This window comes from Aeromicrobium sp. WCS2018Hpa-31, assembly GCF_031843905.1.
In the GTDB taxonomy this organism is placed as follows: Bacteria; Actinomycetota; Actinomycetes; order Propionibacteriales; family Nocardioidaceae; genus Aeromicrobium.
Window position 1 is genome coordinate 196,951 of the sequence record NZ_JAVTJF010000004.1, and the last position, 14,227, is coordinate 211,177.

A 14,227-nucleotide genomic window follows, 5' to 3' on the forward strand; every position below is an offset into this window, starting at 1 on the left:
GGCTCAACTCTCAGCAAACTTCGCCGGTCAGTCGCGCAGGTGCTCCTCGAGCCGCTCGACCTTGGCCGTGAGCTGCCCCGTGTACCCCGGCCTGATGTCGGCCTTGAGCACGAGCGAGACCCGCGACGAGGTCCGCGCGACCGCCTCGACGGCCGCCTTCACGACGGCCATCACCTCGTCCCACTCGCCCTCGACGGTCGTGAACATCGCATTGGTCTCGCACGGCAGGCCCGACGCCCGCACGACCCGCACCGCCTCGGCCACGCCGGCAGCCACGGACCCCGACTCGTCGCCCGCGCCGGGGCTGATGCTGAACGCCGCGAGCACGTCAGAGCTCCGCGAGGGCCGCGCGGTAGGCCTCGAAGTCGCGGGCCTCGCCGATCGGGTGCTCGACCTTCCAGCGGACGACACCCTCCGCGTCGACGAGATAGGTGCCGCGCTCGGGCGCACCGGCACCCTCGTTGAAGATTCCGTAGGCCCGGCTGACCTCGCCGTGGGGCCAGAAGTCGCTGAGCACCGAGAACGTGTAGCCCTCGGCGTCGGCGAAGGCGCGGTTGGAGAAGAAGTGGTCGCAGGAGATGGCGAGCACCTCGACGTCGCCGCCGGAGAAGGCCTCGATGTTGTCGCGGATCTCGCACAGCTCGCCGGTGCAGATGCCGCTGAAGGCGAACGGGAAGAACACCAGCGCCACCTTCCGACCCTTGAGGCCGGAGAGCGAGATGTCCTCGCCGTGCTGGTTCTTGAGCGTGAAGTCAGGTGCCTGCTGGCCGATCTCGATCGTCATGGCCCGAGCCTAGACGCCGGCCGGTGCTGCAGCCGACGAGCATTTACGTGGTCACCCGGGCGCGGACGACCGTGGCCGGCGACGGCCGGCTCAGCTCAGCGCTTGTGCGTCGAGAGCTTGGTGGCGGACCACTCGGCCGACGCCGACGACGTGGTCGTCGTGGACAGCCCGGCCACCGGAGCGGCCTCGGCGATGTCGGCGCCCGTGACGTAGCCCGGTCGACCGACCTTGGGCGTGAGCACCCAGATGGACCCACCCTCGGCGAGGTCGGCCAGAGCGTCGAAGAGCGCGTCGACGAGGTCTCCGTCGTCGTCGCGCCACCACAGGATGACGCCGTCGACGACCTCGTCGGACTCACCGTCGACGAGCGCGTGACCGACGATGCCCTCGATGGCCGTTCGGAGCTCGGTGTCGACGTCCTCGTCCCAGCCCAGCTCCTGGATGACGGTGTCGGGGCTGAAGCCCAGCCTCGCGGCGTCCAACGGGATCTCCTCGGGGTTGCGTCGTGCGTGGTGTGGACCAACTCTGGCACGGGGTGCGGGCCAGGGTGGGTCGGGGTGTCGATCGGTGTGTCGGACGGTGCGAGACCTACTGAAAAGTAGGCCAAAAACCTACTGATCGGTAGATGTTCACAACCTCCGCCAGTGTCACCCTAGCGAACTCGGCGTGGAAAGATGGAGAGGTCCACAAGACGTCCCAGGAGTTGCACATGCCCACCGGCCAGTCCCCCACCGAACGTCCCGCCGTCATCCACGAGGGGCTGCCGACCCAGCTTCCCGACATCGACCCCGACGAGACGGCCGAGTGGCTCGACTCGCTCGACCAGATGGTCGACGAGCGTGGCCGGTCCCGTGCGCGCTACGTGATGCTCAAGCTCCTCGAGCGCGCGCGTGAGCAGAACGTGGGCGTCCCCGCGCTGCGCAGCACCGACTTCATCAACAGCATCCCGCCCGAGCACGAGCCGTGGTTCCCCGGCAACGAGGCGATCGAGCGTCGCATCCGCTCCTACATCCGCTGGAACGCCGCCGTCATGGTCTCGCGTGCCAACCGGCCCGGTCTCGGCGTCGGCGGCCACATCGCCAGCTACCAGTCGGCGGCCAGCCTCTACGAGGTCGGCTTCAACCACTTCTTCCGCGGCAAGAACCACCCCGGCGGTGGCGACCACATCTACTTCCAGGGTCACGCCGCGCCGGGCATCTACGCCCGGTCCTACCTCGAGGGTCGCTTCACCGAGGAGCAGCTCGACCGCTTCCGCCAGGAGCACTCCCACGGTGCCGGCAAGGGTCTGTCGTCGTACCCCCACCCCCGGCTCATGCCCGACTACTGGGAGTTCCCCACGGTCTCCATGGGCCTCGGTGGCATCAACTCGATCTACCAGGCGCGGTTCAACCGCTACCTGCACGACCGGGGCATCAAGGACACCAGCCAGCAGCACGTGTGGACGTTCCTCGGTGACGGCGAGATGGGTGAGCCCGAGTCGCTCGGGGCCATCGGCCTCGCGGCCCGCGAGGAGCTCGACAACCTGACCTTCGTCATCAACTGCAACCTGCAGCAGCTCGACGGCCCGGTGCGCGGCAACGGCAAGATCATCCAGGAGCTGGAGTCGTACTTCCGCGGTGCCGGGTGGAACGTCATCAAGGTCGTCTGGGGTCGCGAGTGGGACGACCTGCTCGCCCGCGACGTCGACGGCGTGCTGGTCAACCAGATGAACCGCACCCCCGACGGTGAGTTCCAGACCCTCTCGGTGGAGTCCGGCGCCTACAACCGCGAGAACTTCTTCGGCCCCGACCCGCGCCTGCGGGCCATGGTCGAGCACCTCAGCGACGAGGACATCGAGCGCCTGCCCCGCGGTGGCCACGACTACCGCAAGGTCTACGCCGCGTTCGACGCGGCGCAGAAGCACACGGGCCAGCCGACCGTCATCCTGGCCCACACCATCAAGGGCTGGCTGCTCGAGTCCTTCCAGGGACGCAACGCCACCCACCAGATGAAGAAGCTCACCAAGGACGACCTCAAGGGCTTCCGCGACCGGTTGAACATCCCCGTCTCCGACGAGCAGATCGACGGCGACGACCTCGCGCCGTTCTACCACCCCGGGCACGACAGCGAGGAGATGCAGTACATGCGCGCCCGCCGCGACGCGCTCGGCGGCGGTCTCCCCCAGCGCATCGTCGACCCCGTCTCGGTCAAGCTGCCCGAGCCGGACTCCTACTCGGCCCTGTCGAAGGGGTCGGGCAAGCAGCAGATCGCCACCACGATGGCGTTCGTGCGGCTCCTGCGAGACCTCATGAAGGATCCCGAGATCGGGCGCCGCGTCGTGCCGATCGCCCCCGACGAGTACCGCACGTTCGGCATGGACTCGATGTTCCCGTCGGCGAAGATCTACAACCCTGCCGGCCAGACGTACGAGGCCGTCGACCGCAAGCTGCTGCTCGCCTACAAGGAGTCGGCCCAGGGCCAGCTGCTGCACGAGGGCATCAGCGAGGCCGGGGCCATGGCCTCGGCGATCGCCGCCGGCAGCGCGTACTCCACGCACGGCGAGCCGATGATCCCGGTCTACATGTTCTACTCGATGTTCGGGTTCCAGCGGACCGCCGACTCCATCTGGGCCATGGCCGACCAGCTCGCGCGCGGCTTCCTCGTGGGCGCCACCGCCGGCCGCACGACCCTGACGGGCGAGGGCCTGCAGCACGCCGACGGCCACTCGCCGCTGATCGCCCAGACCAACCCCGCCGTGGTGCACTACGACCCGGCGTTCGGGTACGAGATCGCCCACATCGTGCGTGACGGCATGGAGCGCATGTACGGCTCCACGGATGATCACCCGCAGGGTGAGGACGTCATCTACTACCTGACCGTCTACAACGAGCCGATCGTGCAGCCGGTCGAGCCCGACGACCTCGACGTCGACGCCCTGCTCAAGGGCGCCTACCGCTACCGCCCCGCCACCAAGGGCTCGCACCGGGCGCGCATCATGGCCTCCGGCGTGGCCCTGCCCTGGGCGCTGCGTGCCCAGGAGATGCTGGCCGAGGACTACGACGTCGCCGCCGACGTGTGGTCGGTCACGTCGTGGAACGAGCTCGCCCGCGACGCCGTGCAGGCCGAGAAGTGGAACCTCAACAACCCGGGCGAGTACCAGAAGGTCCCGTGGATCACCACGCAGCTGATGGACCACGCCTCGGTCACCCTCGCGGTGAGCGACTACATGCGCGCCGTGCCCGACCAGATCGCGCGCTGGGTCCCCGGCCCGTGGCAGTCCCTGGGCGCCGACGGCTTCGGCTTCGCCGACACGCGTGCCGCGGCCCGACGCGTGTTCCAGATCGACGCCGAGTCGATCGTGGTGTCGGTCCTGCAGAGCCTGGCCCAGCAGGAGCTTGTCGAGCAGTCCGTGGTGCGCGACGCGTTCACGCGGCTGAAGATCGACGACCCGACGGCCACGCAGGGTGTGGTCCAGGAAGGCGGCGACGCCTGAGGGGCGGCCCGGGGGCGTCGGTCGGAGCGACCGACGTCTCAGGTAAATCCAAGTTGGGGCACCCTAGGATGTTCGGCATGCTCAAGTGGCCCTACACGTTCGCGGTCGCTCTGTCCGTGGCCGTGACGGGCGCCGCGGTGTTCTCGTCCTGGTACCTCGGCCTTCCGATGAAGGACCCCGAGGGCTTCCTCGGCCCCGCCTACGTGCGCCTACCCGCCCTGGCCCTGCTGTTCTTCGCGGCCGGCATCGTGCCGGCCGCCGTGCGACGTCGGGGCTGGAAGCAGATCCCGCAGGGCGCACGCGAGGTCGTCCGTGAGGAGTGGACGCTCAAGCGGGTCGGCTACATCGCGACCGGCCTGATCTCCTTCTACGCGAGCTACGTCAGCTACCGCAACCTCAAGAGCTACCTGCCGACGTACCGCGAGGGCGTGCTGTTCGACCGCCAGCTGCTCGAGCTCGACCACTGGCTGATGTTCGGCCACAACCCGGCGACGGTCCTGCACGACCTCCTGGGCACCGAGGTGATGGCCCACGTGCTGTCGTTCGCCTACATCGCCTACCTGCCGCTGATCCCGATCACCCTCGGCGCGTTCCTCGTGCTGAACCGCGACTTCTCGATCGGTGCGTGGTACGCGACGGCGCTGTGCCTCAACTGGATCCTCGGCGTGATCAGCTACTACGCGCTGCCGACGCTCGGCCCGGCGTTCGCCCAGCCGTCGATGTACTGGGACCTCGCCGCCACCGACGTGACCGAGCTGCAACGATCTCTGTTCCGCAATCGAGTAGACGTCCTCACCGACCCCTGGGCCAGCGAGAAGATCCACGGCGTCGCGGGGTTCGCGTCGTTGCACGTGTCGGTCACCTTCACGGCCGCGCTGTTCATGCAGCGGACGGGGCAGAAGCTCGCCATCCGCGTGATCACGTGGGCGTTCTTCGTGGTCACCGTGCTGGCGACCATCTACTTCGGGTGGCACTACCTCGCCGACGACGTCGCCGGCATCGCGATCGGCTGGGCCTCGGTGTCCCTCGGCGCCTGGGCGTCGGGCAACCGCGGACGACGGCGAAGGCGACGTCTGGCCGAGGTGGGCGATCAGCCGGCCACGGTGACCGCTCCCGGGCCGTCGGACGGCTCGGGCTCCACCGCCGGCTGACCCTGGCGCAGCATCGAGCGCCACGTGCCGCGTCGGTAGGCGGCGGGCTCGGTGTCACGCACGAACTCGTGCAGCAGGCGGGCGAACTCCGCCGGGTGGTCGCGGTGCGGGAAGTGTCCGGAGCGCGGGAGCACGTGCACGTCCGACCACGCCTGCTGGCGGGCGATGTCGGCGTGAGCGGCCGGGATCACGTGGTCGTCGGCGCCCCACACGACGAGCACGGGGACGATCCGTGCGAGGTAGGTGCGGTCGGTCATCGTGACGTACTGGCCGCGCCAGTCCAGCACGTGGCTGGTGACGCGCTGCACCGCCTGGCGGGCGCGGGGGTCGGCGAACGACTCGTAGATCGCCGCGACCTCGCCGAGGTCGCGCAGTGGCGCCAGACCGGTGCGCGACAGCCCCCGCATGCCGCCTGCGACCGCACGGCGCCACGGTCGGAACGTGGCCACGGAGAGCGCCGCGCCGCTGCCCGGCAGGGTCAGGAAGCGGATGAGCGGGGAGACCTCCCGGCCCAGTCCCCCTGAGGAGACGAGTGCGATCCGCTCCGTGCGGTCCGGGTACTGGTAGGCGAACTGCATGGCCACGCCACCACCGAAGCTGTGGCCGACGACGGTGACCTTCTCGATGCCGAGGATGGTGAGCAGGTCGCGCATCCCGTTCGCGTACCCGCCGAGCGAGTAGTCGGCGTCGGGCTTGTCGGACTCACCGTGCCCGAGCAGGTCGGGGGCGATGACCGTGTAGTGCTCGGCGAGGGCGTCGATCACCGGCTCCCACGTGGACGACTCGCACCCCAGGCCATGGAGCAGCAGGAGGGCGGGTCCGGAGCCGCGACGCCGGTAGGCGCGCCGGTAGCCGTGCACGACCACGAACTGCAGCTCGTCTCCCCGGTCCATCCGGCCATCGTAGGAGGTGCGCGGGTTCGGCCGCGCCGCATCGGACCATGACGTGCGCCTCGTTAGACTCGGGGCGTGCCCACCCCCGCCGAGGTCCGCGCACAGCTGACCGACATCCTCGTCAGCGTCGTCGACTGCACTCCTGAGCAGGTCACCGACGACGCTCGGCTCGACGACCTCGGGGTCGACTCGCTCGCCGCCGTCGAGGTCGCCGACGAGCTCGGACGTCGCTTCGGGCTCCATCTCGCCGACGAGACGGTCGACGGCCTCGTGACCGTGGCCGACGCCGTCGCGGCCGTGGTCGACCACCGGCCCGGCACGGCACGGGGGCGCCGCACACCCACGGCGCCCGTCTCGCTCGCCTCCGAGGGACGCCCACCCGCGCGGGAGAAGTCGCGCACGGACGACGGAGGCGGCCGCGGACGCACCGACGCCTTCTGGCGCCTCGCACTCTGGTTCGTGGTCGCAGGTCTGGCCATCGGCGGCGCGCTCGGCTTCGCCGGAGCCACCGTGGTGCGAGCCACCGGCCTCGGTGGCGTGGACCTGCCCCCCATCACCTCGCCCACGCCCAGCGCGACCCCGTCGGCCACGCCCACGCCCACCCCCACTCCGACGGCCACCACCGAGGACCAGGAGGAGAAGCCGACGTTCTCCGTCGAGAGCGATCGCGTGGCACCCGGTCAGCGCTTCACCATCTCCGGCCGCTTCCCCTCGCTCGACGACGGCGAGGTGCTCCAGGTGCAGGTGCGCGACCCCGGCGGCAGCTGGGACGACTTCCCGGTCTCGGTGCAGACCCGCGACGGAGGCCGCTTCGAGACGAAGATCTACACGTCGCGCACCGGCGAGCGCGAGTTCCGCGTCGTGCACGAGGGCAGCGACACCGAGTCGCCGTCCGCCAAGGTGACGATCGGCTGACCTGGCGTCGCGAGCGGCTCAGACCACCTGGTGGAGCCAGCGCACGGGAGCGCCCTCGCCCGCGTGGCGGAACGGCTCGAGCTCGGCGTCCCACTTGACGCCCAGCAGGCCGTCGAGGGCCTCGTCCATCGTGATCTCGCCCAGCGCGGCCTTGACCCGGAACGCCTTGATGCGGTCCTCGGGGATGAGCACGTCGCCGTGCAGGCCCGTCATCGCGTGGAAGATGCCGAGGCCCGGCGTGCACGAGAAGCGCGCGCCCTCGCTCGAGGCGGTCGGCTCCTCGGTGACCTCGAAGCGCAGGCGGTCCCAGCCGCGCATCGCCGAGGCGATGGAGGCAGCCGAGCCGGCCGGGGCCTGCCAGGACAGCTCGGCGCGGTAGGTCCCCGCCTCCGCGGGCTGCGGCTGCCAGTCGAGGTCGACGGAGCCGCCGAGCACGCCGGCAGCGGCCCACTCGACGTGTGGGCACAGGGCCGAGGGCGCGGAGTGGACATACAGAACTCCACGGGTGGGGATGCTCATCGTGCCTCCTAGCTCGAGATCCGCCTTCCCCAGCGACCTCACGGAGCCACGCGTCATCGTTCCGCGTCCTGCCCATGCTAGCCCCATGAGCCCCTCGTGCACCACTGGTACGGGTTTCCCCCGCGTCGCGCGTCGCGCGCCGCGAGCGGCGAGTCGTGTGACGATGACTCCATGACCACCGAGGTGCTGGACAACCCGTCGTCGTCACGCTTCGAGATCACCGTCGACGGTGATCTCGCGGGCTGGGTCGACTACCGCGTGGACGGCGACGTCTACGCCCTTCCCCACACACGCGTGCTGCCGGCGTTCGAGGGTCGCGGCATCGGCTCGCAGCTGATCGTGGGGGCACTGGAGCAGATCTCCGAGCGGGGCGGCCAGGTGCTCCCCTACTGCCCGTTCGTGCCCAAGGTGATCCGCGACCACCCCGAGCACCTCGACCTCGTGCCCGTCGACGAGCGACCGACGTTCGGCCTGTAGGCTGGCTCAGTCCACGACGTGGACCGTGACGCCACGCGAGCGCCACAGCTCGACGATGTCGTCGCTGTCCTCCCACGCCTCGAGCACCGCGAAGCCGTCGGCCTCGAGGGTGTCGAGCATCTCGGCCTTCACCACGTGGTCGGGCCGGTAGTCGCCGACGATGCGCATGACGAGCTGGTCGTACGGGACATCGTGCTGCTGCAGCCAGTCCAGGGTGAGGTCGCGCCAGATGAACTCGCGCGACGTGACCACCAGGACGGCGCGACCCGCCGCGTGCGCGGCACGCACGGCGTCGACCACCTCGGGCCTCGGCGGGCAGTCCTTCGACGCCGCGTGGAAGGCGTGGAAGTTGCGGTCCTCCCCCTCCACCAGGTGGCGGATCGAGGACACGTCGACCAGCGTTCCGTCGAGGTCGGCGATCACGGCGTCGGTCATGGCCCCAGTGTGCCGTCTCGCTAGGCTGTGCGTCCCGGGGCGGTAGCTCAGCCGGTCAGAGCAGAGGACTCATAATCCTTGGGTCGTGGGTTCGAGCCCCACCCGCCCCACCACGCCTCGCGACCCCCACGTGCGTCGCGGGTCTCATCCCGGGGGTGGCGCGCAGCACCCGTCCGAACAGCTCTCGCTCGACGTCGCGTCCAGCGACGCCGCCGGCCCGCAGCAGGTCTCGCCCCGCCACGCCTCGCGCCCCTCCTTCACGGCAACGGCCGCGATCACCAGGGCTGCGACGGAGTCTGCCCACCCGAGCCCCCAGACGCTGTTGAGCACCAGTCCGACCAGGAGCACCCCGGAGAGGTAGGTGCACAGGAGCGTCTGTCGGGAGTCCGCCACCGCCGTGACCGAGCCGAGCTCACGGCCGGCGCGCCGCTGGGCCCAGGAGAGCGCGGGCATGATGGCGAGGCTGAGCGCGGCGATCATGATCCCCGCGGTGGAGTGCTGCGGCTCCGAGGCGCCGAGGAGAGCGCTCACGGCACCGACCGTGACCAAGGTCGCCAGGGCGAAGAACGAGATGGCGATGACCCGCAGCGCCCGACGCTCCCGTGCCTCGCGCGAGGCGTCCGTCCTCGCCGAGAACTGCCAGGCGACGGCGACCGCCGAGGCCACCTCCACGACGGAGTCGAGGCCGAAGCCGACGAGGGCGATCGAGGAGGCGGCGGCTCCGGACACCAGCGCGACGACGGCCTCGACCACGTTGTAGGCGATGGTGCACGCGACGAGAACCTGCACCCTCCGGACGAGGACGGCTCGCCGCCCCGGCGCGAGGAGATCGACGGAGACGCTCACGCGACAGGTCCTGCGCCAGGCGTGCAGTCGTCGGGGCACTCGACGACGAGCTCAAGCTCGAAGACCAGCGCCAGCACGTCGCGCAGACGCACGTCGGCGAGCTCGTAGCGCATGTGGCGACCCTGCGGCGTGGCGACGACGAGTCCGCATCCACGAAGGCACGCGAGATGGTTGGAGACGTTGGACCGCGTGAGGCCGAGGTCGCCGGCGAGGGCGGCCGGGTACCGAGGACCCTCGGCCAGGGCGAGGAGGATGCGGCCACGGGTCGGATCGGCCAGGGCGCGACCGAGCCGCGCCATCACGTCGACCTGGCTCTCGAGCGTCAGCATGTGCTGAACAGTACAGCCATCGCTGATGCATGAGAAGGTCCGGCCCGACGCTGCGGGCACGGTCGTGCCTGCGGCTTCGACGCACGCCGGTGGTGCATGCTCTGCCCAGGCGTGTCAGGGACGAGGCAGCGAGGTGACGACGACCGTGGTCGACGAGAGCACGACGTCACGCCGGCGTGCGGGTCCGGTTCAGCGACTGCGGGCACTCGGGCGCCCGCCGCGACTCCTCGGGATCGACGTGGCGCGGGGACTCGCCGTGCTCGGGATGGTCGGAGCGCACCTCGGGGACACCCCCGACGACGTCACCTGGTCGGACCCGTCGACCTGGGACGGCCTCGTCGACGGTCGCTCGTCGCTGCTGTTCGCGATGCTCGCCGGCGTCTCCATCACGCTCATCAGCCGTGGCAGGGTGCGTCGGGACGACCACCGCCTGCAGGTGACCCTCGTGCGCCGCGGCCTCGCGGTGCTGGCGATCGGCTTGGTGATCGAGCTGCTGAACACCGGCGTGGCCGTCATCCTCCCGCTGTACGGGATCCTGTTCGTCCTCTCCACCCTCGTGCTGCACTGGACCACACGACGACTCTGGATCGTGTCGGCGTCACTGGCCGTCCTCGGCCCCTTCGTCGTGGCCCTGCTGCACGCCCTCAGCCTCGACGCCTACGGCCGAGGGCTCAACCTGACGCTCTTCGGGCTGTATCCCGTCACGGCCTGGCTGGCCATGCTGCTCGCCGGCATGGCGATCGGACGACTGCAGCTCACCGACGTCCGCACCGGCGCCGCGCTGCTGCTCGGCGGGATCGTGCTCGCTGTGTTCGGGTACGGGGCCGGCCACCTCATCGGGTCCGACCGGGACGAGCCCGTCGCCTACCTCTTCGGGCCGGACTACACCGACGAGAACGGCAACGCGACGAACGAGCCCGGCTACCTCACCCGTCTGCGGGAGTCCGACGAGATCGAGCGCGTGTGGAGCACGGCGATGCAGTACAAGCCTCACACGGGCGGGGCGCCCGAGATCGTCGGGTCCGGCGGCTTCGCCGTGGCCGTCATCGGGCTCAGCCTGCTCCTGGCGCGACCACTGCGGCCGCTGCTGCTCCCGCTCGCAGCGCTGGGTTCGATGCCGCTGACCGCGTACACGGGGCACCTGCTCCTGGCGGTGGGACTCGCCGGCGGCCCGTTCGGCGGATACGACGACCCCACCAACACCCTGTGGGGCTGGACGTCGCTCGCGATGGTCGTGATCGCGAGCGGCTGGGTGGCGCTCGTCGGTCGCGGACCCCTCGAACGCCTCGTCGCCAGGGTGAGCGCCCTCCCGCCCGGACCGCACCCGACTCCCGCGCCGGATGACGCCGCCGTGTCGCGGTAAAGTCGTGGTGGGCCCGTTGCTCCTCCCTATCTAGAGGACTTCAGGTCAAGGCCTCGCCGTGGTGCACCAACACCCGGCGAGGCCGCCCTCGTCTCGGGCACCTAGGACGCGTGGTGCTCCTGGTGCCACGCCACGAGCGCGTTCGCGTGGCCGTGCCCGAGGCCGTGCTCGGACTTCAGCGCGGCTACCTTCTCCATGTGCTTCGCGTCGCCCAGCGCGCTGATGACACCCATCCAGTGGTCGATCGACTTCCCGTAGGTCTTCTCGATCGACGGGAAGTACGACGCGGGACCCTTCGTGGGCCACTCCTGTTCAGCCATGGCCCGAGCGTAGGCCTCGGACGTAGCCTGAGGCCATGGCCGACGACGCTCCTGCACCGCTCACGCCGCTCGACGAGGACTGGGAGCGTGCTCTCGTGGTGGTCGCCCACCCCGACGACGTCGAGTTCGGTGCCGCGGCCGCCGTCGCCCGGTGGACCGACCAGGGCAAGACCGTCGTCTACTGCATGGTCACCAGCGGCGAGGCCGGCATCGACGCGCTCCCGCCGGACGAGTGCCGCACGGTGCGGGAGGCCGAGCAGGTCGAGTCCGCCCGCGTGGTCGGCGTCGAGGTCGTGGAGTTCCTCGGCTTCCCCGACGGCGTCGTCGAGCCGACCATCGCCCTGCGCGCCGCCATCGCCGAGCAGGTGCGCCGACACCGTCCCGACGTGGTCGTCACCGGCAACCACCACGACACGTGGGGCGGCAGCTCGCCCAACCAGGCCGACCACATCGCCGTGGGTCGGGCCACCCTCCACGCCGTGCAGGACGCGGGGAACCGGTGGATCCACCGCGAGCAGCTGACCGACGGGCTCGAGCCGTGGGGCGACGTCCGTCAGGTCTGGGTGGCGGGCTCCCCCGTCGCCGGGCACGGCGTCGACACGACCGCCACGTTCGACCGTGGCGTCGCCTCGCTCGAGGCGCACCGTGCCTACATCGACGGGTTGGGCTGGGAGCACTTCGACGCCGCCGAGTTCCTCGAGGGCATGTCGCGCCCCACGGGATCACGCCTGGGCGTGACCCACGGCGCCGCCTTCGAGGTCGTGTCGATGACCTGGGGCGAATGACCCGCGTCCTCGCCACGAGCCGTCGTAGGCTCCGAGCGTGACCTCCGTGCAGCACGTGCCCTCGTTCACCGTCGCGCAGCGCTTCGCGATGACCACCAACCGCTACGAGGTGGTCGCCTCCGACGGCACGCCCATCGGCTTCGCCGAGCAGAAGCGCATGGCCCTCAAGGAGAAGGTGACGTTCTTCGCCGACGAGGCCCGCACCCGGCCCGCCTTCTCCTTCACGGCGCGCAACGTGATGGACCTCGGCGGCGGCTACGACGTGGTCGATGCCGAGGGCGCCTCGCTCGGCTCGTTCCGCAAGCTCTTCGGCCAGAGCCTCATGCGCACCACGTTCGTCCTCGAGGGCGACGGGTTCACCGGCACCGGGCAGGAGCGCAGCCAGCTCGTCGCCGTGCTGAGGCGCTTCACCGACGTGCCGTTCCTGCGCTTCCACTTCGACGTCGTCGACGACGCCACCGGATCACCGCTGATGTCGGTCGAGCGCGCTGCGTCGGTACGTGACCGCTACGAGGTCTCGGTACCAGACCCTCGCGTCGACGTGCGCCTGGCCGCCGCGTTCGCGGTGGGCCTGGACGCGCTGCTCGGTCGGTAGACCGCGCGCACCCCTGCCGGACAAGCAGAGAGCCCGCCGTCCTGTGGGACGCCGGGCTCGTCTTGCTCCCCCGATTGGACTCGAACCAATAACCCTTCGGCTATGCGCGTGATTATCGCCCGTGCCCGGCCGGGCTCGATGACGGCCGCTACTGCACGCTGGAAATGGGCCACGCGGGCGGGTGCGTGTGGTCGACCTGGCCCTACTACAGCGTCGTGGTGGACCTGGCGGCGTACCGAGCCCGTAGTCGTACGGACTTCTCGGATATGAGAGATTTGCGTCATGGCTGATTCGCGCGTGGCGCTGCTGATCGACCTGGGCGAGGGCAACCGTGTGGTGCAGTTCAAGGACGAGGACGAGGCGCTCGCCTGGCTCCACGGCCCCGGCGCTGCCTTGAACGACCACGTGCACGACGTCGCACCAATCGTGTCGCGGCGGTCACTGATCCGAGCGGCGAAGCGCCGGCCATGATCTCCTCGACCTGCAAAACGGTGTGACTGGCTTCACGCTCGGGGGCATGAGCCAGGATTGGGAGAGTCTTACTAGTTCATACGTGCAACAGATGCGCGCCATCCGGCGCAGCGCGGGCACGATCAAACTCCACCGGCATTACCTCAAGGTGCTGGCCGAGGCGCACGCCGACCCGCTCGCGGTGACCCACGGGGATCTCGTGGCGATGCTCGATCGGCCGACGTGGCAGGCCGATGCCAGGCGCTCGGCGCGGTCGGTGTGGCGCGGCTTCTATCGCTGGTGCCACGGCCGGGGCTACATGGATGAGTGGATCGGTGAGCAACTGCCGGCGATCTCCTCGCCGCGCCGGCTCCCCCGGCCGACCCCTGAGCGCCTGGTCGACCACGTCGTGAGCGACCCGCGCGAGCGGTCGAGGTTCATGGCCTCGCTGGCGGCTCACTGCGGCCTCAGGGCCGCTGAGGTGGCGCAGGTCCACCGGCGCGACTACGACCGTCACAACCGCGTCCTCCTGGTCCATGGCAAGGGTGCCAAGGAGCGCCTGGTCCCGGTCGAGAACGACGAGCTGCACACGATGCTCAGTCGTGTCGACACGTGGGCCTTCCCGTCGCCCTCGTCGACGTCGGGGCACCTGACAGCCGGCTACGTGTCGCGGCTGCTCTCGGAGGCGCTGGGGCCCGACTGGACCGGGCACACGCTCAGGCATCGGTACGCGTCGACGGCCTACGAAGGCACCGGGGACATTCTCGCGGTCTCGCAACTCCTCGGGCACGCGAGCGTCGGGACGACCCAGGTCTACACGAAGGTGAGCGTGGCGAAGCTGCGGGCCGCTGCCCGCGCGGCCGCGTGAGGGGTGTCAAGCGCGACTTGACAGT

General features: G+C 70.3%; 18 protein-coding genes and 1 tRNA gene. 10 read left to right on the plus strand and 9 right to left on the minus strand.

Annotation, left to right across the window (positions count from 1 at the left end; genetic code table 11):
- Positions 1-27: 27 nt before the first annotated feature.
- The 3 genes from RQG84_RS06570 to RQG84_RS06580 all read right to left on the minus strand — a co-directional run bounded on the left by RQG84_RS06570 (position 28) and on the right by RQG84_RS06580 (position 1,266).
- Positions 28-327: a thiamine-binding protein gene (locus RQG84_RS06570; RefSeq protein ID WP_055965534.1), complete on the minus strand. Its 300-nt coding sequence runs from the start codon at positions 325-327 to the stop codon at positions 28-30.
- Between the two features lies 1 nt (position 328).
- Complete coding sequence (locus tag RQG84_RS06575; protein ID WP_257727488.1) at positions 329-784, minus strand: peroxiredoxin; 456 nt, start codon at positions 782-784, stop codon at positions 329-331.
- 95 nt (positions 785-879) lie between these two features.
- A complete protein-coding gene (locus tag RQG84_RS06580) occupies positions 880-1,266 on the minus strand; it encodes a DUF3052 domain-containing protein (protein WP_082480706.1) in 387 nt (128 codons plus the stop codon).
- A gap of 227 nt (positions 1,267-1,493) precedes the next feature.
- Between RQG84_RS06580 and aceE the strand changes: the two genes are divergently transcribed.
- Complete coding sequence (gene aceE, locus RQG84_RS06585; protein WP_055965528.1) at positions 1,494-4,256, plus strand: pyruvate dehydrogenase (acetyl-transferring), homodimeric type; 2,763 nt, start codon at positions 1,494-1,496, stop codon at positions 4,254-4,256.
- Positions 4,257-4,333: 77 nt separating this feature from the next.
- Positions 4,334-5,407, plus strand: a complete 1,074-nt coding sequence (locus RQG84_RS06590) for a phosphatase PAP2 family protein (protein WP_311209360.1) — start codon at positions 4,334-4,336, stop codon at positions 5,405-5,407.
- On the opposite strand, the gene RQG84_RS06595 is transcribed toward RQG84_RS06590, so the two are convergent.
- Entirely contained in the window at positions 5,347-6,300 is a 954-nt protein-coding gene (locus tag RQG84_RS06595) for an alpha/beta fold hydrolase (RefSeq protein ID WP_311209361.1), read from the minus strand. The genes RQG84_RS06590 and RQG84_RS06595 overlap by 61 nt on opposite strands.
- Positions 6,301-6,375: 75 nt before the next feature.
- Here RQG84_RS06595 and RQG84_RS06600 point away from each other — a divergent pair, with 75 nt between their 5' ends.
- Complete coding sequence (locus tag RQG84_RS06600; protein WP_311209362.1) at positions 6,376-7,215, plus strand: acyl carrier protein; 840 nt, start codon at positions 6,376-6,378, stop codon at positions 7,213-7,215.
- A gap of 18 nt (positions 7,216-7,233) precedes the next feature.
- Here RQG84_RS06600 and RQG84_RS06605 read toward each other — a convergent pair whose 3' ends face one another.
- A complete protein-coding gene (locus RQG84_RS06605) occupies positions 7,234-7,728 on the minus strand; it encodes a DUF3145 domain-containing protein (RefSeq protein ID WP_082481999.1) in 495 nt (164 codons plus the stop codon).
- Between the two features lie 177 nt (positions 7,729-7,905).
- Here RQG84_RS06605 and RQG84_RS06610 point away from each other — a divergent pair, with 177 nt between their 5' ends.
- Positions 7,906-8,211, plus strand: a complete 306-nt coding sequence (locus tag RQG84_RS06610; RefSeq protein WP_056555437.1) for a GNAT family N-acetyltransferase — start codon at positions 7,906-7,908, stop codon at positions 8,209-8,211.
- A gap of 6 nt (positions 8,212-8,217) precedes the next feature.
- Here RQG84_RS06610 and RQG84_RS06615 read toward each other — a convergent pair whose 3' ends face one another.
- On the minus strand, positions 8,218-8,646 hold the full coding sequence (locus RQG84_RS06615) for a hypothetical protein (protein ID WP_311209363.1): 429 nt from the start codon (positions 8,644-8,646) through the stop codon (positions 8,218-8,220).
- Between the two features lie 36 nt (positions 8,647-8,682).
- Between RQG84_RS06615 and RQG84_RS06620 the strand changes: the two genes are divergently transcribed.
- Positions 8,683-8,759: transfer RNA gene (locus tag RQG84_RS06620), tRNA-Ile, on the plus strand.
- A gap of 31 nt (positions 8,760-8,790) precedes the next feature.
- Here the strand turns inward: RQG84_RS06620 and RQG84_RS06625 are convergent.
- Positions 8,791-9,492, minus strand: coding sequence for a cation transporter (locus RQG84_RS06625; RefSeq protein ID WP_311209364.1), 702 nt, complete (start codon positions 9,490-9,492; stop codon positions 8,791-8,793).
- Positions 9,489-9,821, minus strand: coding sequence for a metalloregulator ArsR/SmtB family transcription factor (locus tag RQG84_RS06630; protein ID WP_311209365.1), 333 nt, complete (start codon positions 9,819-9,821; stop codon positions 9,489-9,491). The genes RQG84_RS06625 and RQG84_RS06630 overlap by 4 nt, the downstream gene beginning before the upstream one ends.
- A 133-nt stretch (positions 9,822-9,954) precedes the next feature.
- Here RQG84_RS06630 and RQG84_RS06635 point away from each other — a divergent pair, with 133 nt between their 5' ends.
- Positions 9,955-11,184, plus strand: coding sequence for a heparan-alpha-glucosaminide N-acetyltransferase domain-containing protein (locus tag RQG84_RS06635; protein ID WP_311209366.1), 1,230 nt, complete (start codon positions 9,955-9,957; stop codon positions 11,182-11,184).
- A 101-nt stretch (positions 11,185-11,285) separates the two neighbouring features.
- Here RQG84_RS06635 and RQG84_RS06640 read toward each other — a convergent pair whose 3' ends face one another.
- Complete coding sequence (locus RQG84_RS06640) at positions 11,286-11,504, minus strand: DUF4287 domain-containing protein (protein ID WP_311209367.1); 219 nt, start codon at positions 11,502-11,504, stop codon at positions 11,286-11,288.
- Between the two features lie 35 nt (positions 11,505-11,539).
- Between RQG84_RS06640 and RQG84_RS06645 the strand changes: the two genes are divergently transcribed.
- The 4 genes from RQG84_RS06645 (at position 11,540) to RQG84_RS06660 (ending at position 14,202) form a co-directional block, all read left to right on the plus strand.
- Positions 11,540-12,289 (plus strand): PIG-L deacetylase family protein, encoded by a 750-nt coding sequence (locus RQG84_RS06645; protein ID WP_311209368.1) that lies wholly within the window; start codon positions 11,540-11,542, stop codon positions 12,287-12,289.
- Positions 12,290-12,326: 37 nt separating this feature from the next.
- The gene (locus tag RQG84_RS06650; RefSeq protein WP_311209369.1) at positions 12,327-12,884 is read left to right on the plus strand and encodes a hypothetical protein; all 558 of its coding nucleotides are present in this window, start codon (positions 12,327-12,329) and stop codon (positions 12,882-12,884) included.
- Positions 12,885-13,166: 282 nt separating this feature from the next.
- Positions 13,167-13,355 carry a hypothetical protein gene (locus tag RQG84_RS06655; protein WP_311209370.1) on the plus strand — a complete coding sequence of 63 codons (189 nt, stop codon included), beginning with the start codon at positions 13,167-13,169 and terminating at the stop codon, positions 13,353-13,355.
- A gap of 91 nt (positions 13,356-13,446) precedes the next feature.
- Positions 13,447-14,202, plus strand: a complete 756-nt coding sequence (locus RQG84_RS06660; protein ID WP_311209470.1) for a tyrosine-type recombinase/integrase — start codon at positions 13,447-13,449, stop codon at positions 14,200-14,202.
- The last annotated feature ends 25 nt before the right edge of the window (positions 14,203-14,227 follow it).